The following is a 25,093-nucleotide window of genomic DNA, read 5'->3' as shown; positions in this document are numbered from 1 at the left end:
CGGACCACTGTTATTATACGAGTCGCGGTGGTCTCGGTACAAATCTTCGAATTCCCCGAAAAGGTCACTGGCAGTGGTCGTCTCGTACACGACGCCGACGTTGGTCTGATTCGACCACGCATTGCGTGAGAGGTTCGGAGAACCGACGATGACTTTCGCCGGCGATCTTTCGGCTTCGTCTTCTTCTCCAGATTGCTCATCGTAATCGAACGTCATTTGATCGCTTTTCCCCTCGCTCTCGATATCGTCATCAGACCCATTAGCGGTGTCTGCATACTCGATCAGATAGAGTTTGGAGTGGACTTCCTTATTCTCGCAGAGGTAGATGACGAGCTTCCCTTCCCGGCGAAGGCGCTCGAGTCTGTCAGCGAGGTCCGGCTTGTCGATGAGTCGCTCGCGATAGTCATCGACGTCACCGACGATCACCTCAAGCGATTCCAGTTCATCGAGATCCTCGAAGAGATCGAGAATGAACTCCGGGGAGTCGCAGTACGTGACGACACGCATCCGTCGTGCATCCTCGAAGAGGTCGGAGAACGAGCGCCAGCTTTTGAAAATCTCGACGTAGCTATCGTCCGTTTCGGCGGTGTCAATCGGAATGTCGAATTGCATCTGTCGTGGAATGGGCGTCTGAAAGTGGTGATTCGAGTTGGTTCGGGCTCACAGCATCGCTGTCTCAGAGGTATGGGACACCGCGAATGAGCTCTCCATTGACGAGATATCCCTCTCGAGCGTGTTCGGCACAGCGATCGGCGTAGTACGTCGTGATCGGTAAGCGCGTACTCCGCTGTGCGCTCCCGACGTGACTCTCGCTTAGCCAGTACACCTGCTCCAGTAACGTCCGCATCGGCGTCTCGCCTGCTCGTCGAACGATTCGAAGGGACCGTGGTGTCCCGAGTCCGTCATCCTCATCGAACTCCGGACGTCCGGTCGTCGTGAGGAATCCGTAGTCACCGCTCTGGGCGACAAAGAGACGGCCTTTGTGATCGACCTGGAACTGGTCGTCTTGATAGACGGCAGCTCGCGGAGCACCGCTCTTTCGAACGTCGAGAATATCGATATCGATGTCCGTTTCGTCGAACGGTTCGAGGATGGTATCGACGTCCTCGAAGAGGCGGCCATCGCGATGAATCACGATGTTATTGGGGGATTTGCCCTCTTCACGTACGAACTCGCGATGGACGTCTTTGAGAACGTCGACGATAGCGTTCTCGTCGAACGTCTCGCCGGACTGGAGCGATTGCGTTTTCGAGACGAAGACGGTCCCATCGGAGAGGACGACGTTCGCACTCGCCCCGAGGAACTGTCCAGTCTCCGGGTCGCGTGTCGCATCGAGGCCGACGAAGCAGTCGACATCGCCCGGCATCTCGTCGACGCGCCACGGAACTCCGCCGGCACCTGCGATCACTCCGAGCGCAGTGTTTCGGAGAATCCACCTGTCGTCGAGGTTGTCCTCCCGGACCATCTGTGACGGGATGGTTTGCTTGCCGAGCGATTTCTTGAACTCGGGATACGGATCGTCGATGGTCCCGTTCCGGATGAAGTCGTTGTCCGGCGCGGGAACGACAGCGAGGACGATATCGACATCGTCGACCGCTGCGGCCGTCGTATTGTAGTTGATCGCGTTCCCCAGTCCGTACTCGTCGTAGGAGATGTCGTCCGGTGAGCAGCCGATGGTGGCGAGCTGTCGTTCGAGTTGCTCTCTGAACGACGCGAACTCGTCAGTGTACCGTTCGGGGACGAGATAGTGGAGGTGGAGCGACGATGGACGGCGATAGATCCCGTATCGCTTCAGTCCGTTGTTCGGCAAGGTCGTCGTTTGATCGTCGCCGAATCGCAGGTTGTCTGAACGGTCGACCTCCGTAGACATGAACGAGATGTTCGGTCCGACGGGATTGGGTTCGATCTGCGCGTCGACCTCGGAAAGCGAATCCAGCCGAGCGACGAATCGCGTTGCCTTTCGGAACCGGTCGTCGGGAAGCATCTTGGCGGCGCGGTCCCATTTGCGGTGGAACGTCGGCGCGAGCTTCTTGACGATCTCCTTGCGCGGAGCGACCCGGAGTAATTGCGGGACGTGAAGGTTCGTCTCGTCGGAATTGGGATTGTACTGTATTTCGACAAGCTGTGGGTCCTCCGACCGAAGTCGCTCGAGCATATCGTCGGAGATGCGGCCCTTTTGCTCGTACCAGTCGGCGAGCGACTGATTTCCGAAGTCGTCGACGGGATCGGTAAACGTTACGTCTGCAAATCCTTTGAGTCGGCCGCTACCCGATTTTTCGTACCTTTCCGGATCATGTTCGACAGGCGTATCGATGAGTTCGTCGACGGAAGCATTGATCCGATCAACGTACTTGTCGACGGTAACCTGGCTCCGTGCATGATAACTGATGTCGATCCCGACGAACGCCTTGCCAGACGGGAGAATTTCGAGACGCGCCGTGTACGCGAGACACGCCTCGAAGAGCCCATCTTGCCCCGTGATGACCGGGTCCTGTGTCCGGATGCGATCGACGCGACCCGTCTCGTACGTTTCATCGTCGACTGCGGTTTTGAACACTTGCTGGAGCAGTCGAACGAGGCATTCGTTATCCGTCTCGTCGTCCGCCCGAAGCGTCACTCGAGACTCATCAGTTAATTCAAACGGATCGGGGAGCGCGTTCGTCAACCGATTGGTCGCGATAACCGAGAAGATACCAGCGTGCGTGACGGCAGCGTCACTACACGATCGAAGATACGCGGCGAGTGTATACGTTGCGTCCATCGGATCATCGTCGAACGGTCCGTCGGCCTCAATCCGATACTCGTAGACGTCTACGGTCTCGAATTCACGGTCGATCGGAAACAGTGAGAGATACGGGAGTCCGTCTTCTAGGCTATCGAATTGCTTGTCAGTTGATTCAGCTGTCGTAGACTGCTGCGATCGATCAGAGTCTATCGGATTGTCAACCGGGTCGGCGTGCAGTCGTGACGAACCGTTCAGACTCTTTTCGCCACGGAATTCGTTGCCACGTGCGTTTTCGAGTTCATACCACCGACCGCGTTCCCATGCGAAGTCGCACAGGGCGTTGTTCTTCCAGATGGTAAGCGGAAATTCGTTTCCGTCGGTGTCGCGAACGCGAAGCCGTTTTGCCATCTTTTCAGAGGGTCGGTCCAGTTCGGACAGGACCTTGACCTGTATATCAATTCGTTCCCCGTCCTCGATATCGGACTGCGTCGGCATCGATTCGAACGAGATGGCCGTAGTACTAAATAATTTTCTACTAGCGTATTTTAGGAAACGCTATTTAGAATATATTGCATTCAGAAACCCACATAGTGTTCTGATGTAGACATCGATTATGCATTCAACACTTTCGACTGCTAGTACTCTTCTCACAGCCGATCAGGAGGGAAAATACGGGCTTTCGATTCTACTTCATATCGATACGATCGAACGAACACCCGAACACGACGCATGGGGACAGATCGTCCACTGTTCGGACCGAAATGAGGTTTATGTAAAAGTCACCGTCTTCGCTGGCGAGAAACTAGCCATTATAGCTTACAGAGTGGACTCTGTATCCTATTCGAGATGTTATTGTGTATTTAGCGTGTTTCAAATGTCCCTAATAGAAACAGCTATATGACTAGGTCCTGTTATCCATAATATGGAGGTTTCTTACGAACATGCGAATCCGAGGGCGGGCAACGAGTCGTTTCTTCTTCGGGTTCAACGAGAGTACGAACGGCAGACTCCCTGCATTCTCGTCGATGCGGGGGACGGCGTCGACACATCGACACTACTCGGTGACGACGAATACTTGGCAGCGATACTCCTCACCCACGCGCACCTCGATCACTACCAATCGTTGGACGAGGCCCATCGTGACGGGGCACCGATTTTCACGTCCCCCGGAACAGCGGCGATCCTCGAGGACGTCTTAGCAGAAGGTGTACGGCACCATTCGATGTCAGATCCTGACTCGATACTCGAACGAGTCGAAGCGATCGACGACTGGGCCGATGTCGTCGGTGATGACATCAGTGTAGCCCCCGTGCCAGCGGGGCATACGCCAGGGGCGTGCGGATTCCTGATTCGAGCCCGCGACGGACAGGAGAGTTTCCGTGCGCTCGCTACCGGGGACTTCACACGACGCGACGCTGGCGGATACATCGGATTCGATCCGGAACAGTTCCTCGAGGTCGATGCACTATTCCTCACGGCCGCGACGAACGATGGCGTCGACGAGACGATCACTGATATCGTCGAGACGCTCGCCGCTCGTGCCAACGCTGGCTCGAAGACGCTCTGTACGGCAAGTGGACTGACTGGCGTTCACCTCGCAACGCTTCTCGGTTCGATCGAACACGAACTCGGCTATTCAGTTCCAGTTACTCTCGTCGGACAAGTCGCGAAACTCTACGATGCATTGGAATATGACTATCCGAACGTGGAGACCATCCCAGAGTTCGCGATTCCTCACGACTGCCTCGAGGAAGGGACCGTAACTATCGCCGGGCCGGAGGTTCCGACCGAGGGAAGCAGCGAACGGCTCTTCGAGGCGATACGTGACGACGGGAATGCGACGCTGATACAGGTTCAGGGCGGAACCACGACTGCGAAAGACGCCGGCGACTTCGCTGGCACCGTTTCGTCGTTCACGTTTTCGAACCATCCGACCGAAGCGGTTCTCGACGAGGTCGTCGAAACGATCGCTCCAACCCACGTCGTCATCACGCACCAGCGTGGCCGATCCCTGAAGCGGTATAAAGACAAGTGGGACGCATATACGTGGGCAACCGGCAGTTCCGGAACGGAGCAGTTGTATCAGGACGGAAACTTCTGTGCACCGGACTGGATCGGTGATGCCGCGAAGCGACGTGTGCGTAATTGCGACGAGCAACGGAGCACGATCGACGTCGGAGACGGGGTCCTGCAAGCGGCAGCGAGCGTTCCGGTACTCGAGCGCCGAGGGATGGCCACCCTCGAACAAGAAGGCGTAGACGTCGCTCGGCTCCGCGAAGAACTCCATATCGGTCGATCTCAGCCCGAGGAGGCAGTGGCGACTCAATCCGTAGAGCCCGAAACGGAGACAACTACCACGCAGAACGCACACGTCGCTCCGACTCATGCGACCGATGGCGGATTGTATCGAACTGTCGATCAGCCATCGAACGACACCAAGTATGTGACGCCGAATCCGTCGAAGGTGCCTGACGAGATCGTAAATCCGACGGTCGTCAACGTGCTGTGCGAGTCGGCGTCAACGGAGAGCAATACCTCCTCGGATGATACTACTGCCGAGCGGACATCGAAAGCTGAATCGAAGGAAGCCAGCGGAAAAGATGCTGATAGCCTCGGAGAGGGCGAATCGGCTACCGAGACGGAAACTACTGATGAATCGACTGCAGTCTCGTACACAGAGCAAACTGAGAGCGAGACCGAGGACAAGAATACGGAAGATTCGGATTCGACAATGAGCAAAACTATAGCTGAAGAGACAACAGGGACGGTGACCGACGAAACAGTTCGGATCGATCCCGCAATTCGAACACTCGCCGAACGCCGGGCCAGTACCGAGGGCGAATCGACCGCAGCGTTCGTCGAGTCGGCAGTCAAAACGTACCTCACGGAAGTGCTACGGGGCAACCAGCCGTGGTCCGAATGGGAAGGAATCATAGAACGAAAACTCACGATCGATGCCGATCCGGCACTCGAGAAGCTCATCGCAACTACTGCGGCGAACGATGACGCCTCGGACGCGGAGTCCTTCGTCGTTCAGACACTCTGCGATGCGATCGGTCTCGATGTCGATGATCGCGAGCTACCGGTCAGTACCCTCGAGGAGATGGACGAACTCATCGTTGCGACAACCGAGAACGAGAACTGCCCTCACGAAACGAAGGACGAAGTCGTTCAAGCGGCTCTTGTGCGACAAGTCTTGTAATCGGTAGTAGTACAGTCTATCTACGAGAAAATCGAAATAGCGCAATTGAGATGCACGAATATTTATGCTGACCGCTAAAAAGGAGAGACAATGACCGACGCAGGTAGTGAAGAGAAGTTTATCGCCGACGCTAAGCGCCACAATGAGTGGTGGAGGGAGGAGCGACCGGCGACAGTCTTAGAAGCTGCCTCACTCACACCGCGTTCCGACTTTCACCAACTTCTCAAAACGGTCAACGAAGCGCGACAAAACGGCACGGAAAATCTCGTCTACCAGATCTACGGACAGACCGGAATGGGAAAGACGACTCTCTTCCAGCAGCTCATCGCGGCACTGCTGGATACAACCGATTTTCCGGGAGGAGGACGCGATCACGAAATCGCAGGATCAGTATCGCCACGCCAGATACTATATGTACCACTCGAAGCGTCGCTCTATCACTTAGAGCGGCCAGAAGATGCGATTACGCGGTTGAAGCAAGTCGTAGACTACTTCGACTCACACGTTGCTCCGCGGCGAGGTCAAAAGTACATATTTCTGGACGACATCGGTGCGCTCAATCTCGAGGAAGACGAACACAATGAGCTTCTCGATCTAGTCGACCAGCGAACATATCTGTTTCTCACTGGAATCGTCGCTTCGCAAGTCGATCTCAAGACTCGATCAGATGCCGACGAAATAGACGCATTCAAAGGCCCCACACCAGTGCTCCCAATGAAATTCGTCGATACGGTTCAACATCGCGCCGCCGAGGGTGGCCTCCAAGTGGACCTCGGCTCCGAATTCAGGGAGCAACTTGAAGCATATCAGTCAGACGGATTACCCGGACCAGCACCGATCAAAGCGGTTCGACGGTCGCTCAATTTGAGAGACGGTGGTGCTAATATCGATGACGCGATCGCGTCCCTCAATGAGCTCTATTTTGAACACCTCTCACCGAGTCAGCGAGATGACCTCCACGATGCGTCTCGTGAGTACTTGCAAATCGGCGGGACGGTACACCGTGCCAGTGACGCGTCAGTACGAAATGAACTCACTAAATCATACTTCTTGCTGTATCTGTACAAGGAGTTAGCGAAGCACGAATCCATTCAAAAGCCCGAAAATCTGCACAAACTCAGTTCGATCGCAGCGAGTCAAGCCGGCGAGGAACTTCGATACACGGATATCAGTGATCGAATCGGTGTCGATCGTCGGACTGTCGACAGTTATCTCGAGGCATTGGATGAGGGAATTGCAGTGTCCGAGTCCCACGATTACTCGCTTCGTCGATATCGACGAACTCGTCTGTATCTCCGCAATCCCCGGCACGTTGTTCTGTTATCACAGCGTCAAGAACACTATGGATTCGAGGAGTACAGTCACGAAGGCACACTCAATCACGAATTCGAGTACAAATTGGCCAGAACGGTCGCGTTCGACCACGCAAAGCGTCTCGCGTTCACCGTCGGCGCCTACGACGTCGAATACTGCGAGACGAACTCTGGACTCGTGGATTACGTCCTACAGTGCGAGGGAAACGTTCTGCCGTTCGTACTCTCTTACCATCCCAATACGGACGCTGCCGAACAAACTGCGATCGAATTCGATCCTGCGGTCGGCCAACACACGAAACCCGGTAGCGAGGAGCTACAAGACTACAACTACAAAGCACCCTGCCGGTTCATCATCACAGATAGTCTTCCGAAAGACATACTCGAGCAGGGTTCGCTGCGTATTTCCTATGACGATAGCGATGTCTGCTATCTTCCATATTGGCTATTCTTACTGATCTGTTGAATCTTGAATTCATTTTCGCTGGCGACTCGAAGCGATGGACGTCTCACTCCTCTCGAAAGGTGGCCGCTACGAGGTACAGTCCGCGTCCGGCAACAGGTACGAACCCCGGTAGTACCTATTCGTGAGCTCTTGGACGCGGCCCTCGATCGGCATGGTCACCTCGTACCGTTCCTCGAGTTCGACCAAGGCCTCATTCGCGAACGTGGCGAACTGATCGTCCCCCAGGCGTTCGATCTGGGCTTCGAGTTCATCCCGGGCGACATCGTAATCGAGACCGGCCTGTACGAGCATATTCATGTCCTCGATATCGTCGTCGCGGCCGGCGATCAGTTTGAACAGAAAGATATCCTCATTGCTGACCAGCCGGACCGTCAGTCGGTCCAGGTTGAGGAACGGCTCTCCGTGCTCTTGCATCCCATCGGTGAGGACGAGCTTGTTCACGACCTGCTGATTGAAAATGTCGAGCCGACACCCATCGTCGTTCTCGACGCAGCTCGTCGCCCCAGCGCTTGGTAATCTGGATCCAACGACTGAACCTCCGCATACCCGAGATCCATCAGGACGGCCCACAGCTGGCCGTACGCGTCGCCATTCGGGACGACCAGGTCGATATCTTTCGTCGCCCTCTTGAGGTCGCGAAGCGACATCGCGCCACCACCGATCAGGTAGACCGTGAGCGGGGCTGAGAGGCCATCCGCGATTCGCTGGAACTCGTTCTCAATGTACTTGCGCCCGAATGTTGGTCTTATTATGGTAGATCCACCTCGTAATCAGCCGCCAGCTCCTGGAACTCGTCCCACTCCGGGAGCCGGTCGTCGTCGACCTCGCCGTGCGTCTCGAGGTAGTGGAGCAAGGCGTCGATTTCGTCTTCGAGGCCATACTTCGCCGCTTGCTCTCGGAGGTCCGCCTCGTCGACGTCGACGTGGCTGAGCAGGAGGAGACAGTACGAGCGGTGGCGGCTGCCGTCGTCGATCAGCAGCGTGTGACAGCAGAGCTCCGTCGGCGAGACTTCGTCAAGTTCCTCGGAGGAGACGTAGTAGCGGTGGCCGGTGAGCAGGAACTGGAGGTCGAAGGCTGCGAACCGAGTGAGGCCGGTTTCGTGGAACGCCTCTGCGTCGATCTCCGTCTCGGTCTGGGCGAGGAATTCGTCGTAGTCCTCCCAGAGAATCGTACCCTTCGGGGCAACGGCTTCGAGGCGCTGGCGATGTAGATGATGTGCGAGTTCACGGGCGAACTCGTGGAGGCGGTCGAAATCGGCGTTGAACTCGTAGTGGCTGTCGACGGTCCCGACGAGCCCACGGTCGCGAAACCGCTTGAGGACGCGGTTAATCGTGTTGCGGTAGTTGTCGCTCCGGTCGGCGATCTCGGAGACGGTTTGCGACTGGTCAAGGTAGTACAGCACTTCGAGTGCCTTGCCGGTCAGCAGTTCGGGGAAGTCGATGTGGGAGTGCTGGCGGACGAGGTCCTGGTAGCGTTCGACGGCACGAGCATCCGACGGGATGACTCGTTTTCGCCGCCCGTCGCGTTCCGTGTAGACGAGCCCCTTCTCGACGAGGTCGCTGACGGCCCGAGAGAGGTAGCTCTCGCTGTGGTCGAGCTTCGTCGCGAGTTCGGAGATCGTGTCGCCGCGGTCGACCATGGCGAGGACCTCGAGTTCGATGCGCCGGAGCACGGTGTAACATAGTACGAAACTTGTATATAAAGAAGTTTCGAGTAGTGTTACAGACAGCAATCGCGAGAACCGTCCCCACCGTCTTAACCAACAAAACTATGGACTCGTGGGTCGTGTTGGTTAACACGAGAGTAGCCGATGTCCTACGAACCCCCGACCCCACCGGCGAACCTCCCGACGGAGATCGTCAGCACGCTCAACGAGTCGGATCCGGAGCAGCTCCGAGATGTTGCGACGTACACTGAAGCGCTCGCCGAGCACAAGGAACGAGAGGCCCGTCTCGAGGAGTCGGCAGATCAAGAAGAGGTCGAAGAACGACCAGACGATCTTCCGGACGACGTCCCGGCCAAAGCAACGATCACGATCAAGGAAATCAACGACAATCGCTACTACTACTGGCAGTGGCGGGAGGGAGAGAAGATTCGTTCTCAGTACAAGGGTCCGGTCAACCCGGCCGAGTAAAACTCGATGATGGAGGACACCCACCCCACGTTTCCGTCGTAACTGGATGTTGGTGGAGGGGGTGACGCTGATTTCGAAGGGACCACACCCCCCGCGTTTCCGTCGTTTCTCCACGACGGCGTAGGGAGAGGCTACGATAGTGCTATACAGCCACTAATTCTGTTGACCTAGAACCAATCTAGAGATGAACTAACTTCTGCAACACATAGATTAAAGTGGTATAGCTGAGAAACGCTCACTAAGTGTACTTCGACCAAGGAGGGAGCGAAGTACTTCGCCCCCTCAGATGAAACGATCCTTTCCAGCTGACTCTGTAGACGGCCAGTATTGGACGTATAGGCCGCTCTCGTCTTTGGTATCCCGTCGTGGATGTCTTCTTCGAGTCCCCTCCCCTCCTGTTCGGTGATTACGACGGAAACGTGGGGTGTGTGGGTTCGGGATTCGACATCGAGGCGATGCTTCCGTCTACGGGTTTCCTCTCTCACGTCGGAAACGCGGCTATATTGTCAGCAATCCAATTCCACCGAATGACGGCATTTTCCGGCTGATATCGGACAAGGAACGTCGGAAACGTGGGGTGGCGTTCTCCACTAGATTTATACTCCCCCCGCTCACACCGTGTGATATTCAATGACGCCCGACTCTTCACCCAGTTCTGTCGACGATCCACTCTTTGAATCCGGGCATCGAATCTTCGCGAACAAGGATCTCCTGAAAATCGGCCACGTTCCGGAGGCTGACCGGATCGTCGGTCGCGACGAGGAAATCTCGAAGCTCGCGAAACGTCTCAACGGTGCTGTCCACGGGTATTCCCCGGAGAACGTGATGATCTACGGGAAAACGGGGACCGGGAAATCTCTCGTTTCAAAACACGTCTGCCAGCGAGCTCAAAATGCCGCTCAGGATGGCGTCGAGATTGGAACAGCGTATATCGACTGTGCTGAAGACAACACGGAGACTCAGGCGATTTCCTCACTTGCCGCGAAGCTGAACGATGAATCTTCGACTGGAATCTCCGTCCCACATACCGGCCTCAGTACGTCGAAATACTACAAACTCCTCTGGAAGACGCTCGACGCTCAATTCGATTCTGTGATCATCATCCTCGACGAGATCGATCTGATGAACGACGACAGCGTGTTGATGAAGCTCTCGCGCGCTGAGGAGGCGGGGAAAATCGACTGTAGCGTCGGCGTCATCGCGATCAGCAACAAGATTCAGTACGTCGACAACGTGAACGAGCGCGTGAAAAGTAGCTTCCAGCACAAGGAGCTGTTCTTCAAGCCATACGACGCCAACCAGCTCCGGGAGATTATGTTCAACCGCGAGGACGCCTTCCAGGACGACGTCCTTTCTGAGGACGTGATTCCGCTCTCGGCGGCCTTCGCCGCGCAGGAACACGGCGACGCTCGGAAGGCGATCGACATTCTTCGCCACGCCGGGGAGGTCGCCTACGAGGCCGGAGCAGAGCAGGTGACGGAGGAACACGTCCGCCAGGCACAGCAGCACGCCGAAAAGGACCGGTTCAGAGAACTCGTGAACGGCGCACCCACGCAGGCGAAGGCGGCGTTGCTGGCGCTCACGGAACTGAGTGTCAACAGCAATGACGATGCGTTCCTCACGAGCCGGGTGTACGACCAGTACGAACGCATCTGCAACCATCTCGATATGGATATCCTCTCCGTCCGCCGGTTCCGCGACATCCTGAAAGAGCAAGCCTTCCTCGGGGTTGTCGAAATCGAGAAGATCAACAAGGGGAGTGCGGGCGGCATCCATCTCCAGAACCGACTCATCGAAGATCCCCAGGTCGTCCGCGAAACGATCCTCGAGGACAGCCGGATGCAGGATTGGACTCGCAAGTAGTGACCCCCTACTACTGAGTGGGTGCGGACGACGGAAATCCGGGGTGGGGCGTGAGGAAACGACGGAAACGAGGGGGGTCGAAAATTACGTCGGAAACGTGGGGTTGGTTCGAAACGACGGAAACCAGGGGTGGGGTCCACTACGACAGTTCGTTGGTGGCTCCGAACGAGGTCAAAACGGCGTCCCTCTCACCGGAGAGCTCCCGGCGAATGTCGGAGCGGTCCCATCCGAGCGGTGAAAGCACGCTCTCGATCGCTCTGACCAGCTGCGTCTCGTAGTACGAGGCGTCGTAGGTCTCGATCTCCTCGTGGGCGAGGGCGACCCGGTCTCGCGAGGATTTGTCGTCGTCGACGACCACGTACTCGATATCCTGGCCCGGGTGGACTGCAAGTTCCTGCTCGCGGGCTCGCTTCAAGGCGGCCACATTCTGGGTATTCTGTGAGTAGCCTTCCAGGGGCTTCGAGACACGGTTCCGCTCGACGAGCCGCTCCACTGCCACGTTGCCCGCCTGCAGTTCGTCGATTGCTCGTTCGAGCCGTCCGAGCACCGCGTCCGGTGACCGCATGGCATCGAGCCGGTCAAGACAGTCCCGCTGGACGTTCTCGATGAACGGCGGAGTCGAACGCTGTCGGGCTTCGATGCCCCTGATCTTGAAGTCGTCGTCGCCGGCGACCTTCCCGAAGTACTTCGTTAGCGCGCCGGCGTCGCTCTCGCGCTGCGGGACGAACGCCACCCAGTCGTAGTGGGCCTCGTGTTCGAGCCGAATCTCGACGCGTTCCGTAATTTCCGTCGCGAGCGTCCCGAGGTCCTCGCGGTCCTCGTCGTCGACGTCAGGGTCCGGCGTCACCCAGATGGAGTCGACGATACCGTGGACGACGCGCCAGCCGCCGGCTTCCAGCCGCTGTTTCGCCGTCAGCAGAATCTCGCGAGCGAACGCGTTGATTGCTTCGTGGCACTCGATGCGGCCGAATTTCGCGTTGCTAAACCCTTGATAGCCGAAGCAGGCAACGAGGATCCACTTCAGCGCTCCCGACCGTCCCTCGAGTTCCGCCAGCCGGTCCTCGTCGGGGTCGTCCCGTTCCTTCTCGCGACGGATGGCCGCCTTGATCTCGTCGCGCGCGTCGATGATCGGCTGTAGCACGTCGACGAGGTAGCCCCGGTCGTCGCAGATCGAGTATCCGAGGCCGGGGACGTCGTCGCGGTCGCTGTGGCAGCTACATCGGATGACGTCCGGCGAGACGTTCCGGGTACAGATGATGTTCGGATACAACGAGGAGAAGTCGAGTTCGTGGACGTTCTCGTGGAGGCCGACCTCGGGTGCGAGGATGAAGCCGCCGCGGTCGGCATCGTGGAGCGTCCCCATCGACTTGTAGAACTCGTGGCGCCAGGAGTTCCACGGGACGAGGACGCCGCGGTCGTTGGCCTCACAGATTTGGATCGCCGTGAGGACGTTCCCGATTGACGCCCACGCGAGCTCCTGGACGGGCTTTTTCGAGCGCGACACGAGGTCGAGGACGCCCTCGAGGTTCGTCTCCCCGTAGAAGAACGTGTTCGATTCGTCGATGATCGCCCGGCCGGGCACGTTGTACCGTGCCGGCGAGTGGCCGACGCGACCGTAGCTCGAGTACGTCGACCGGCTCGCGAGCTGCTGGTAGTCGACGTCCGGCCACCGACTCAGCGAGAAGTCGTCGACGCCGGCGTCCGTCGCCATCTCGTACAGGGTCGGGACGATCTCGCTCGCCGAGCAGACCAGGACGTCCGGATCGTGCGCGTCGAGCGCCCTCTGGACGGCGGTCAGGAGATCCGTCGGCGAACCGGTAACAGTATCGCCGGCGACGGTCAGCTCGCCGTAGACGTCGTTGCTCGTTTCGGTCACCGGGACGCTGAGCCGGAGCGTCGACAGCTCGCTCGCCGGCGTCGGATCGACACCGGTCTCCAGACAGTACCGGAACTCCCGCGAGAAGTCGACGTTGAAACAGGCGAGATCCCCGACTGGATAGTCCGACAGCTGGCGTGCCTGCCGGGCGAGTGGGGTGACGCGGTCGATGTGGGCGACATCAACCGCGAGAACGGCCTCCTCGTCCCGTCGAAAGCCGGGGCGTCGCGCAACCATCTCGGTCGCGACGACATCCGGGGTGCTGGTCGTACACCGATTGGAGTGTCGTGAGGTCGAGGTCGGTCTCTGGGTCGCGAGCGGCGACGTAGAAGCGTGGGGTGTAATCATTGCGTTCGGTCGCGACGGCGCCGTCGGCGGTTGCCTCCCACTCCAGAACGCGGCCGTCGTCCAGGAAGTCGATACTGAATGGCATCGTCACGGGTTCGAGTCCGGTGGGGCAGCCTCCTGGTTATCGCTCGCTGCGACCGCGGCTTCGACCTCCTTGAGGCGTTCCTCGTGGTCGTCGAGGCGGGCCTCCTGTTCGAGATCGATGCTGAACAGCGCCGGCAGCAGCGGATTCTGGTGGTTCAACAGCCCGCTCGCGTCGGCGTGCTCGCGGGCGTACTCGAACAGCCGGTCGAAGCGCGGCTGGTCGCGACGCCGCAGTGCCCGGCGGAACTCCGCCCAGCGTTCTTCGATGGCCCGGAGCGCATCCCGGTACGTCGGGTTCGTGCGCCCCATCGCTATCGGCCTCCTGTACCGCTCGCCGTCCACGCATCGAGCAAGGGATCCGCGGTGGCCGCCACCGTCTCACCGTCAGCGGTGACGCCCGTTCCGACACCCTCCGGAGTCGGCGTCGACGGCGCCGGCGTCGTCGGTTCCACGCCGACCTGCGTGGCGCGTGCTGCGAGCAGCTGCTGCCAGTACGCGAACGTCGTCTGGTAGTACGCGCCGTCGTCGACGGGGTAGACGAGCGTCTCGAAGCCCTCGCCGACGACCCGTGGGCCCATCCGCGTCTGCTCGCACTCGAGGTGATGGTCGGCGACCGTCGCGACTGGCTCGGTGAATTCGTTTCGTTCGTTTCGCGTAACGAGCACCGGGATGTCGTACCCATCGACGTAGGTCGCCAACCGGGCGAGAGTTCGAGCCTGAAGGGTTCTCGCGTGGGTCTCGCCGAGGGTATCGTCGGCACGGTACTGGACGTCGACGGCCGGCGCGACGATGAGGGCAGGTGTGTGGGGCGACGTGTCCTCGTCACGACTCGGTTCCCCTCGACCGGCCCTCCCGGCGTCAGTGGTAGACATCTGGATCGACTTGTTCACTGCCGTCGGGAGATTACAGACGGCGCCGTAGTGCTGGTAGGCGGTAAATCCGCGTGCCACGTGGATTCGGTTGAGCAACCGTTGACTGGGCGCGATCTGAGCGAGTGTCGTCGTCGTCGCGTGTCCGTTTGCGTCGACCCAGAAGGCGGGCCCGTCGTGCAGGAGGAGATGGTCGAGCACGAGCGACTGCAGGATCGGGACGCCGCGGCCTCCCTCGACGTCGAGCAGCGTGATGCCGTCGCCGAGTGACGGCAACAACATCTCGTCCGTAGCCGGATCGGCTTGGTCAGCAAGGGACCGATTGCGGTCAGCGCCCCGTGTCGGCTGGTCCACCGCCAATCGGTTCGACGTTGAGTGTTCTCCCATATTCGATTAGTTGTCTACGTTCCCGATAAGCCGCGGCGTGTCGCTTCCACGTTTCAGGGAACTCGACTTGATCCCCTCCAATCCCGGTACGGTCCCGAGTAGTCTCTGTTTGGATCCTGTTTCCGAGAATAGTTCCTGAATCCAGTGTTCTCCGTGTTAACCAACATCTGCCCGTATTGACGCCGGCGTGTTGGTTAAACCTTCACAGCTGCAGTCTCGAGCCTGACTGCTCGGAATGTTAATGCTCAAAGCCACGTTGGAAGAGGTGCTCTATGAGCTATCCACGAACCCACGTCGACCACCGAAACCCCGACCACCACGAGTCAATGCACCCAGCTCGAAATATCGTGAACGCCCACGTTGTTGCCGGGGAATTTCTCACTTCGCGGTACCACGAGGCGCTTCAAACTGTTCTCCATCCCCTCGGCGAGTCTCTGGACACCAAAGACCAACATGCGCTCAACGACCTTGGCATCGTCCATGCTAATGGTTCCTTGAACGAGCTTTCCCCTGTCGTTCGTACATACGTCAAACTCGACGAGTATTGGACACGCACCCATCGTACTGCGCTCAACGAACTATTCGCTGATCGACGTGCTCACGTCCTGAGTTGCTGTACACGGTTCCTTTCTGAATTCTCTCGACACACACTCGAAGTCGAATCTGGCCGTTCCGGAACTGCGCTGGATACTACCCTTGCTCCATTCCTGGAAAGCGGATTTCTCTCACACACAGATGATGAGAAAACGCCTTATTCTGTTGATGAACACCACGCACTGTATCGACCGACTGAACGGCTCTTCGACGCACTTCTTGGCCAAGCACCTGTTCTCTGTGATCTTCTGCCACCGACCGAGCTCTAATCGCACGATTCAGAGGCTTTTCGGCTCTGTAGAAATGCTCTTGGCCACATACCAACAGCCGGTACGTAAGCTTGCGAGTCTTACACACACGAAGGGAAAGGATTCAACCGTCCTTTTCTATCGGAAGAACCCGCCCATCCTCCGTAACGCGGAGATTTTCAAACTCTAAAGCCGTATTCAACTTCTCTACCACTTCTTGATGCTTCTCCTGCTCGCCGATATACTGCTTAGGATCCGCGGCCTTCTGAACAATCTGCACAACATATCGGTAATCCTCGCTGTTCAGCTCTTGCAACTTCTCTTTAGCAATATAAACGCGATTACTATGGCCCTCAGCCTTACTCCGCAACGGATCATCATGGCTTAAATTGTACCTCATTTCATCCGCGTCAAATCCAACTATCTCGAAGAAATCAGCTATCTCATCCGTACTACGTCCGTCAGCGATAACCTCCGCCAGTTCATCCAGCACCTCGTCACTGAACTGCTTCTTTTCCTTCAACTCCTCCAACCACTCTCCGCCTGCCAGATTCATTTCCTCTACTCTCTCTGACTCAGCGTATATACTCATCACCTCCTCCCACTTCGGCGTCCAGACATACTCATTCCCGTTACTATCCTGGAAGATGATATCCATCTTGATTCTGTTATCTGGGAATGTACCCACAGAATCTATCTTGTCGAAGAACACCCGTTTCATGCTTACATCAATCGGATGTAATGGTGAAATAGTTTTGTAGGTTGTCAGTAGAGAAGTGCCGTTTATCTGTTTTCCATAGAAGCCTCCTCTGTTGTATAGAACCTTTGTACTTGCCAATCATCCCAAATCTACCATCAAACGAAGGGGCCTCAGAACCAGCCCTTCACATTTTCAAATACGTTGAAGACTCTCCCGGTCGGACCCGGATGTATGTGTGGCCGAAACTCGCTCTTCATCGACCAGGCTGACCTCGAGGCCCGCTTCGATGCCGAGGTCGTCGCGGACGGCGGGTACGCACCCCGATACAACATCGCGCCTGGCGACGACCTCCACATCATCACGAACGAGGCTTCCGACGAGATCGACGCCTACCACTGGGGGCTGATTCCGTTCTGGGCGGACGAACCCGAGGAGGGCATCATCAACGCTCGCTCCGAGACTGCCGACGAGAAACGCGTCTTCGAGCGGGCGTGGGAATCACGTCCCTGCCTCGTCCCCTCGTCAGGGTTCTACGAATGGAAATCGCCGAACGGCGGGTCGAAACAGCCCTATCGGATTTACCGGGAGGACGACCCCGCATTCGCGATGGCCGGGCTCTGGGATGTCTGGGAGGGCGACGACGAGACGATCTCGTGCGTCACGATTCTCACGACGGAGCCGAACGACCTGATGAACTCAATCCACGACCGGATGCCGGTCGTCCTCCCGCAGGACGCGGAATCTGACTGGCTCGCCGCAGACCCGGACACCCGCAAGGAACTGTGCCAGCCGTATCCGAAGGACGATCTGGACGCCTACGAGATCTCGACGCGGGTCAACAACCCTGGCAACGACGATCCTCAGGTCATCGAGCCGCTAGACCACGAGCAATCGGGCCTCGGCGAGTTCAGTTCCTGATAGCTGACGGGGTCACCGTTACTGCATCGGCGACGCAGCTGCTGAATCGACGAGCGAGTACTCTCGATCCCGACTCGTCCCTTCCGCCTCGAGGAGGTTGTACTGCTCCATCTTCGAGAGGTACGTGCGGATAGTCCGCTTCGTCCGTGGATCATCGACGTCCTCGGTATAGCGCTCGTGAATCTCGCTCGGCCCGACCGGGCCGTGCTCGCGAACGATGTCGTAGACAACCCGCTGATGGGGGGTGAGTGAGTCGAGGCTCTTCTGCTTGATCTGGGCTCGAGCATCCTCGGCGGCGTCCAGGAGAATGTCGTCGGTGATGCGCTCGTGGTTCTCGCGATCGGCCTTGCCGGCGGCCGTTCGAAGGATGCCGATTGCGAGGCGGGCGTCGCCGGCGGCCGCGTCGGCGATCCGGTAGAGCTGGTCGTCGGTGATGACGTCCTCATCGAGTCCCCACTTCGCCCGCGCACTCAGGATGTCGTACAGCTGCTCGTCGTGGTACTTGTCCATCCGGACGTGTTCGCTGGAGCGCAGCCGGCTCACGAGGCGGTCGTCGACGCGGCTGAACAGCTCCTCTTCCTTGTTCGCGATACAGATGATCGCGAACTGCGGGAGGCTGTGGAGGTCGTAAATGACGCTGGGGTCCTCCAGTTGGTCGACCTCGTCGAGAATGACGACGGTCCGCGGGCCGTCATGCTGCTGGAGGCGGTCGACGAGTTCGTCATGCGGCGTCGACTGCCGGTGGATGTCGATGGTCGCGCCGAAGTCGTCGAGGATCTGGTAGAGCGTGCGGAACCGGGTGTAGTTGCGCCAGCAGTTGACGTAGGTAGTCTCGACGTCGAGGACCTCTTCGCGGAGCCGTTCCGTGACGAATTGCGAGATGCAGGTCTTGCCGGCGCCACTGGGTCCAGTGACGATGGCCGTGTCTGCAGGCTCTCCGTTCGTGATGGGCTCGAGGACGCTGGAGAGGTGGTTGACTTCGGCGTCGCGATGCTCAACTTCCCGAGGGACGAACCCGGCGCGGAGAACGCGAGCATCGCGGATCATCTTTGATTGATAGACTGGTTTTCTGGCTAGTACTAAAAACGTGACCGGGGTGTTTCCGGAAAGTACTATTCAATCTCAGTTCAATCCAAGTTTGACCACGCTGTGATGCGGTTCGTTTTGAGGAAACCAAGCATTTCCGGAAACACCTGAGGTCGAACGTAATGTGGCGTTTGGCAAGGCAATGCCACGTCAATCATACCCTAGTGCTTCAAAAAACCGCGATATCATAGTCGCTATCTTGTACGTGACGAGCATCTGGTTGCCGAAATTGTACTTTTCATGCTCTGTTGAACGCAAGACGGCGGCAGTATTGAAACTTTGACATTCAGGCAGGTGGCGTTAGAACTCCTGTACTGATGGTTTTGAGATCTGGATGATGTGGGAGGAGTACAGTTCGTTGATTCTGCAACCATCAGAATTAGGTCACTTTGTGAGAACCCGTACGTGGATGACGGCGATGTCTCTGGCGGATACGTCCAGAGAAAGAGAGCAGGCGGCGAGCCCTAACTCGCCGCCTGCGATAGGTTATGCACGATACACTTGCGCGTGAGCTCTCGGAACTGGCCGTGCCAGCTCCGAGAGCGTAACTTCTCACCGTCATCCTTCAGCAGTGAGAACGCAGTCTCACTCAGTGTCCGCTGATGGTACAGATCTTCGTCCATCCGAGCGTTATGCGCTTTCTTCAGCGCATTGTGCTCCCTGTGTTTGATTAGCGGTCGTGTCGCGCCAGCGCGACACTCCTCTCTGAGATCTGACCACGAATAGTTCGCATCTGCAAGGAACTCTTGCAGGTCTTCGGCGTTGCGCCGATAGACCTGCAAGCCGATGTGTCCGTCCCACTTGCGCTTCGTCGTGAAATGAACGTCTTTGATCGCCAGTGACTCTGTATCGACCAAAATCGTTGTCTTCAGCTTGTGAAACGAGAAGCCAGCACGATTCCGGTAATGATAGCTGGTTTGATCTCGCTGGAAGCCACTGGCGTCGATTGCTGCTGTTCCCGACCAGCCAGCCTGCTCCGCACTGCGGCGGAGCAGGCTGCGGAGTTCACGCATGTCGACCTGTTGCTCCCATCGACAGAGCGTGGTGTGATCCGGCGATTTGTCGATGTTAAGCTCTTCACGGATGGCTCTGGAGTCATTGAACCATGCTTCAGTCTCTCGGAAATCTTTGTCGAGTTCCGCATGCAAGAGGATAAACGCGATCTGAGTCCACTCGGCGAACCCGCTGGCGCCGTCCGGCGCAGCGGGTTCGTCAGGGTTATCCACGTGCTGTTTGGCAAGATTCTTACACTGCCGTATGATCGGCCGTTTCGACCTCATATCGCAAGACGGCGTCCAATTCCCCACAAGCCTCACGGAAATCAGCCGAGAACAAGGCTGAAACTGGTGCTATTCGACGCTGCAACAGAGCAACTTTTCAGCAAACCAGTCCACGACATCATACAGTAGCTGTGCTTCGGCTTTGTATGTCGAGTCCATTCAAAATCGTACTCTCCGTCCGGGGACAGGACGACGGGGGAGACGTGTCCGATACGATAGCAACGGGAATTCAGTGTTCCGGTCGGTTGAACTACGGTTCAGGGGCGGCCAAAATTGTTTCATTGTCGAGAGCGACACGGTCATGTCAGAGGTGTCTCAATACCCCACCTCAAATTCCAGTAATTTACCCAACACGACAAATTTTTTAATAGCGGCCAAGGGGATGGACAATGGCGCCGTGACTGGTTAAGGGATAGAACAAAGTATCCTGTATAAGAAAGAACCCAATATCCTTGCCGACTAATCAGCACTCTCTCTCTTCGACGCGGACCTAGTGGATGAGTACTTACAGCAACAGGAAGTCGAACGCCCAGTCGACACCGACGACATTGTTGATGCCGTGGAAGGCTGGACGGGAACGAGCACGTCACTCACTGAGCGCAACCTGCAGCAATCGTTCGTAAGTGACATTTTCAGCGATGTACTTGGATACACTCGACCGCGCGGCAGCGCCGGTGAATTCCAACTCCTCCCTGAATCACTCTCCGAAGGCGGTGACGGGTTCCCCGACGTTCTACTCGGTCACTTCGAACAGGACGACGGGGATCTCACTGAAGACGTCAGGAAAGTCGTCGGTGAGCTGAAAGACCCGGGGACGGACCTCGATAAAGTCGATCCATCGCGCCTCAAATCACCGGTGGAGCAGGCATTCGAGTACGCGATCACGAACGGTCTGTCCGTTCGGTGGGTTGTCGCGTCGAACATGGAAGTAGTCAGGTTGTACCACCACGGCAGTATCGACCATTACGAGGAGTGGGAGATCGACGAGTTCCTTGACGCCGACGGTGAGTTGACCGAGACGTTCTGGGAATTCTACTTCATTATGCACCGACGGTTCCTAATCGGTGAGGATGCCGATTCGGACATCGAGGACCTCATGGCGCAGAACCTGTCCGAACGGTTGGAACTCACCGAGGACTTCTACCAATTCTACCGGGAAGCTGTGGAGGACGTGTACGAGGAAATTATCAACGAAGCCCCGGAACTCGGCGAATCCAGCGACGGGCAACTTGCCGCGATTCAAGCCGCTCAAACCCTGATACACCGCGGTCTCGTAATTTGCTTCTTCTCAGACCACCCGTCCGGACTACTCCCGGACGACCTGCTTGAGGACGTCGTCAGCACCGGCGCGACACTCCCGACGCTGGACGACCGGAAAATCTACCCGCTCATTCAGGATATGTTCAGAGTCATCGACACTGGGAGCCCGGACGAGTACCCGTACGATATCTTCGGGTACGACGGCGGGTTGTTCGAGGAGGACGAAGTGCTGCAGTCAGTGATCCTCCCGGACGAGTTGTTCACTCGGGAATACGAGATCGGGGATACGACGATTAACGGCGTGTACGGGTTCTACGAGTACGACTTCCACCAAGACCTGAATGAGCACGTTCTCGGCCGTATCTTCGAGGAGAGCGTGGGTGATATCGAGCAGGTGCGAGCGAACCTCGCAGAAGGCGAATCGAACCCGTTCAGCGGTGACCGAGGGGACTATGGCCTGTACTTCACGCGGGAGGGTCTCACCGAGTACGTCGCCGAGCACGCGATACAGGACCTTCTACAGGACAAGCGCGCGAAGATTCGGGACGAGTTAGACCTTGAGAACGGGGAGATGGAGATGGAGAACCCCGACAAGGAATTCCTTGAAGCCTACCTGAAGGAAATTGTCAACATCCGAATCGCGGACATAGCGTGCGGGTCCGGTGCGTTCCTGGTGTCCTGTTTCAACCACTTGAGCCGTGAGGCGCGTCGAGTGCACGAGAAGCTCCGATCCGCGAAGGTAGCAGCAGCCGGTTCGGACGGACCGGTACAGGTGCCGCTTGAATCGTTCGAAAAGCGGGAAATCGAGATTCTGGACAAGTGCCTGCACGGGAACGACCTACTACAGGAAGCGATTGAAATCTCGAAACTCTCCGTGTGGCTACGCTCAGCGCGGAAGAACACGTCACTCGGTATGCTCACCGGGAATTTCGCGTCACAGGACGCGCTCGCCGGGGAAATCCAATTCGAAGACATCGATGAAACGGCCGGGTTCGGCGAGTTCGACCTGATAATCGGGAATCCGCCGTGGGGCGGGCAAGTAAGCCCCGAAGCGGCCGAATGGGTTGACGATGAGTTCGGTGACGAGTTCGACGTCGAGAACATGGACACGTACGAGTTGTTCATCCTCACCGCGTGCAAGTACCTAGACGACGGTGGCCGGTTAGCGTACGTTCTCCCGAAAACCCTGCTCCGGTCCGAGAAGGCTGAAATCCGGCAGCACCTGCTCGATAACTACGAATTCGAACGATTCCACATCATGGGCGCGGACTGGTTCGGAAGTGATATCCGCATGTCCACGGTGACGATGCAGCTCAAGAACACCGAGCCGAGCGACGACAACACGTTCCGGTCGATGACTCTCGTCGATGAAGACCGTCGGAAAGCGATTGAAGGTGAGTTGAGCCTATCGCAGCTGGAGTCAGCGTACGCGTTCGACATCCCGCAGAGCCGATGCATCGAGTCCGGGGAGATCGAGCCGTTTCGGTACGTTGAGGACGACGAGCTCCTCGAAACGATGGAAGACAATTCGATACCGGTCGGTGCGTTCTGTGAGTCGCACCGTGGCGTCGAGTTGAATAAGGCTGGGCACGTCATCAAGTGCCCGGCGTGCGGGAAGTGGATTGCCCCGCCGCGCGGTCGAGACCCGGACACGGAGAAGACGTGCAACTACTGTGACGTCGTGTTCGAGTATCAGGACCGAACAGCCGAGGAGTACCTGATTAGCGACGACCCGGACGACGGTGACGTGCCGTACATGGACGGTGATTCGTTCGATGCACGGTACGACGAACTAGAGTTGAAGGGTCTCGACTTAGGGTACGATGGCGTCAATTACAAAGACCAGTCCGTGTACGACGGGGATAAGCTGTTCATCCGGGAAGCCGGCGTAGGGTTGTCGGTCGCGTTCCACGACGACACGGTGTACTGTCCGCGGTCGGTGTACGTGTATAAGATCCGCTCCGACCAGGGTGACATGCTGGACTGGTACGTGGACGTCGATCTTGACAACGAGGACGAGGAGTACGAGGGGAAATGGACCGACCCGGAGAACGTCCCGAGCGGTCTCGACACGACGACGTACCACAAGTTCCTACTCGGGTTGATGAACTCCCGTGTGCTGCATTACTACATGTTCAAGCGTAGCGGGGAGATTGACGCCGCAGAGGCGTTCGCTAATATGCGGCAGACGGACATCAGGGAACTCCCGGTCCCGGTGGCGAAACTCTCCGAAGAAGACGGGCGTGAGAGGGCAGAAGAGATTGCTGATTGCGTCGATACGATGTTCGATGACGGCGAGTTAGGTGACACTACGGATTGGAAGATCGACCGGTTGCTAATGGAGTTGTACGGCCTGGATCCGGGGAAACTCGTGTACATCAACTCGCAGATGGGGCTCGGTGCGTATCACAAGAAGATGCAGGAGCTGTACCCGGATGGGAAGCCACCGGCACCGGAACGGAAGCAGGACGTGACGTTGAACGTGGACGCCGCGGAAGCGGCCGAAGCGGACGATTAGACGAGACGCGGCTACTCTTTGGGGACGAGATCCGCGTGTCGGAATTCGACGGGGAGCACGTCACCGTCTACGCTCCGCACACGGTATGTGAACCGGTCCGAGTCACGCCCGGTCTCTCGGTCTAAGTTATCGGAGAAACGGTCTACAACCTCGCAGCGGACGCCGTGGAAGCGACTGTCCGGGTCATCTGGGCCGAGGTGCACGCGGACAGAGTCGCCCGGGTCGTACGGGTCCGACGCTGGTTGCGGGATATCCTCCATTCCTTACCATCGAGTACCACGACCACCCATTTATTATCAACGAGTGAGCGTTAACCAGTATGTTCGACCGTCTACGCGACTATATCCCTCAAATCAGCCTAACAGCGTTACAAGTCACGCTCACTGAGAAACTCGTATTCTGGGAGTCGAACACCACCACGGAAGTGCAGACCGACGACCTGCAGGACAGTATCGAACGTCAAAGCAAACCAATCGTGAAGAGCCGACGGAAAGAAATCGAGTCGAAGAGTGGCCGCGGAACCACGTTCGACATTCTCACAATCCAGTTGGAGAACCTCGGTGAAGGCGTCGCACAGAACCTGTATGTCCGCCCGACACTTGTCGTTAGCTACGACCCGGACCCCGGGGAGGGGACGCCTATCGACATCGAGGACGCGTGTTTCCTCACTTCGGACGATAACGGGTTCGAGATTCTCCCGCGGTACTTCCCGTTGAATCGGACCGAAGGGGACCAGTTCGAGAACGATTCACGGGAAGGTGGAGTGTTAAGTCCGAACGAAGGTCGGGTTGAGTTCAGCACGCAAGTCGAGTTCGAGGAGGTATTCCACGGTGAGGAGGGGCGAGCGGAGTACGTCCAGTCGCCCGTGTTTGAGACGATGCAGCGACTGTACGACGCCGGAATTCGGTACGTTTCGTTCCAGTTGCATGTGCTGTACACGGACGTGAATGAGAACGTGTACGCGGAGCAGGTAATGGGGAAGCCGGGAGAAATCACGGGTGGGGTGACGCTGGAGGACATCAGCGAGTTTCGGTTCTCGTCGGAGTCATCAGATCACAAGTTGCATCGCCGGGTTGAGGAGACGTTCAAGTACCCGCCGTGAATTGTCGGCGGTGTTTGTGAGGGTTGAGTCCTCCATTCATACAGAACGACGCGTCGGCGTAGAGGTATCACAACCGTCGTTCTTAAGCTGTACTTTTCCAAAGTCTGATCTAACTGACAA

General features: G+C 57.5%; 16 protein-coding genes and 2 pseudogenes. 8 read left to right on the top strand and 10 right to left on the bottom strand.

The window, feature by feature from the left end:
- Positions 1-192 precede the first annotated feature (192 nt).
- Complete coding sequence (locus NATPE_RS23155; RefSeq protein WP_244880107.1) at positions 193-702, top strand: hypothetical protein; 510 nt, start codon at positions 193-195, stop codon at positions 700-702.
- Here NATPE_RS23155 and NATPE_RS20295 read toward each other — a convergent pair.
- Entirely contained in the window at positions 677-2,761 is a 2,085-nt protein-coding gene (locus tag NATPE_RS20295; protein ID WP_241432791.1) for a Piwi domain-containing protein, read from the bottom strand. The genes NATPE_RS23155 and NATPE_RS20295 overlap by 26 nt on opposite strands.
- 886 nt (positions 2,762-3,647) lie before the next feature.
- On the opposite strand from NATPE_RS20295, the gene NATPE_RS20290 reads away from it, so the two are divergent.
- Complete coding sequence (locus NATPE_RS20290) at positions 3,648-5,927, top strand: MBL fold metallo-hydrolase (protein ID WP_006183334.1); 2,280 nt, start codon at positions 3,648-3,650, stop codon at positions 5,925-5,927.
- 90 nt (positions 5,928-6,017) lie between these two features.
- On the top strand, positions 6,018-7,706 hold the full coding sequence (locus NATPE_RS20285; protein ID WP_006183333.1) for a DUF4143 domain-containing protein: 1,689 nt from the start codon (positions 6,018-6,020) through the stop codon (positions 7,704-7,706).
- A gap of 78 nt (positions 7,707-7,784) precedes the next feature.
- Here NATPE_RS20285 and NATPE_RS20280 read toward each other — a convergent pair.
- Positions 7,785-8,455: pseudogene (locus tag NATPE_RS20280) on the bottom strand (DUF6036 family nucleotidyltransferase); the annotation flags it as partial.
- Complete coding sequence (locus NATPE_RS20275) at positions 8,455-9,378, bottom strand: helix-turn-helix transcriptional regulator (protein ID WP_006183332.1); 924 nt, start codon at positions 9,376-9,378, stop codon at positions 8,455-8,457. The gene NATPE_RS20275 and the pseudogene NATPE_RS20280, both read right to left, overlap by 1 nt.
- Before the next feature lie 138 nt (positions 9,379-9,516).
- On the opposite strand from NATPE_RS20275, the gene NATPE_RS20270 reads away from it, so the two are divergent.
- Together NATPE_RS20270 and orc4 are read left to right on the top strand one after the other, a co-directional pair.
- Entirely contained in the window at positions 9,517-9,840 is a 324-nt protein-coding gene (locus tag NATPE_RS20270; protein ID WP_006183331.1) for a hypothetical protein, read from the top strand.
- A gap of 630 nt (positions 9,841-10,470) precedes the next feature.
- The gene (orc4, locus tag NATPE_RS20265) at positions 10,471-11,703 is read left to right on the top strand and encodes a DNA replication protein Orc4 (RefSeq protein ID WP_006183330.1); all 1,233 of its coding nucleotides are present in this window, start codon (positions 10,471-10,473) and stop codon (positions 11,701-11,703) included.
- Positions 11,704-11,842: 139 nt separating this feature from the next.
- Here the strand turns inward: orc4 and NATPE_RS20260 are convergent.
- The 5 genes and pseudogenes from NATPE_RS20260 to NATPE_RS20240 form a co-directional block, all read right to left on the bottom strand.
- Positions 11,843-14,012 (bottom strand): annotated as a pseudogene (locus NATPE_RS20260) (type B DNA-directed DNA polymerase).
- Between the two features lie 2 nt (positions 14,013-14,014).
- Positions 14,015-14,320 (bottom strand): hypothetical protein, encoded by a 306-nt coding sequence (locus NATPE_RS20255; RefSeq protein WP_015299321.1) that lies wholly within the window; start codon positions 14,318-14,320, stop codon positions 14,015-14,017.
- A gap of 2 nt (positions 14,321-14,322) precedes the next feature.
- Positions 14,323-15,267 carry a hypothetical protein gene (locus tag NATPE_RS20250; protein WP_015299320.1) on the bottom strand — a complete coding sequence of 315 codons (945 nt, stop codon included), beginning with the start codon at positions 15,265-15,267 and terminating at the stop codon, positions 14,323-14,325.
- 323 nt (positions 15,268-15,590) lie between these two features.
- The gene (locus NATPE_RS20245; RefSeq protein WP_006183524.1) at positions 15,591-15,827 is read right to left on the bottom strand and encodes a hypothetical protein; all 237 of its coding nucleotides are present in this window, start codon (positions 15,825-15,827) and stop codon (positions 15,591-15,593) included.
- A gap of 406 nt (positions 15,828-16,233) precedes the next feature.
- The gene (locus tag NATPE_RS20240; RefSeq protein ID WP_006183525.1) at positions 16,234-16,830 is read right to left on the bottom strand and encodes a hypothetical protein; all 597 of its coding nucleotides are present in this window, start codon (positions 16,828-16,830) and stop codon (positions 16,234-16,236) included.
- Positions 16,831-17,040: 210 nt separating this feature from the next.
- On the opposite strand from NATPE_RS20240, the gene NATPE_RS20235 reads away from it, so the two are divergent.
- Positions 17,041-17,727, top strand: coding sequence for an SOS response-associated peptidase (locus NATPE_RS20235; protein ID WP_015299318.1), 687 nt, complete (start codon positions 17,041-17,043; stop codon positions 17,725-17,727).
- 18 nt (positions 17,728-17,745) lie between these two features.
- Here the strand turns inward: NATPE_RS20235 and NATPE_RS20230 are convergent, their stop codons facing one another.
- A complete protein-coding gene (locus tag NATPE_RS20230; protein WP_006183527.1) occupies positions 17,746-18,774 on the bottom strand; it encodes a Cdc6/Cdc18 family protein in 1,029 nt (342 codons plus the stop codon).
- 503 nt (positions 18,775-19,277) lie between these two features.
- Positions 19,278-20,093, bottom strand: coding sequence for an IS5-like element ISNpe14 family transposase (locus NATPE_RS20225; RefSeq protein ID WP_015298633.1), 816 nt, complete (start codon positions 20,091-20,093; stop codon positions 19,278-19,280).
- A gap of 493 nt (positions 20,094-20,586) precedes the next feature.
- On the opposite strand from NATPE_RS20225, the gene NATPE_RS20220 reads away from it, so the two are divergent.
- A complete protein-coding gene (locus NATPE_RS20220; RefSeq protein WP_006183521.1) occupies positions 20,587-23,871 on the top strand; it encodes an Eco57I restriction-modification methylase domain-containing protein in 3,285 nt (1,094 codons plus the stop codon).
- A gap of 319 nt (positions 23,872-24,190) precedes the next feature.
- Positions 24,191-24,973, top strand: a complete 783-nt coding sequence (locus NATPE_RS20210) for a hypothetical protein (RefSeq protein WP_006183519.1) — start codon at positions 24,191-24,193, stop codon at positions 24,971-24,973.
- Positions 24,974-25,093 lie beyond the last annotated feature (120 nt).

This window comes from Natrinema pellirubrum DSM 15624, assembly GCF_000230735.2.
Taxonomy (GTDB): domain Archaea; phylum Halobacteriota; class Halobacteria; order Halobacteriales; family Natrialbaceae; genus Natrinema; species Natrinema pellirubrum.
This window is presented reverse-complemented; position numbering and strand designations above follow the sequence as displayed.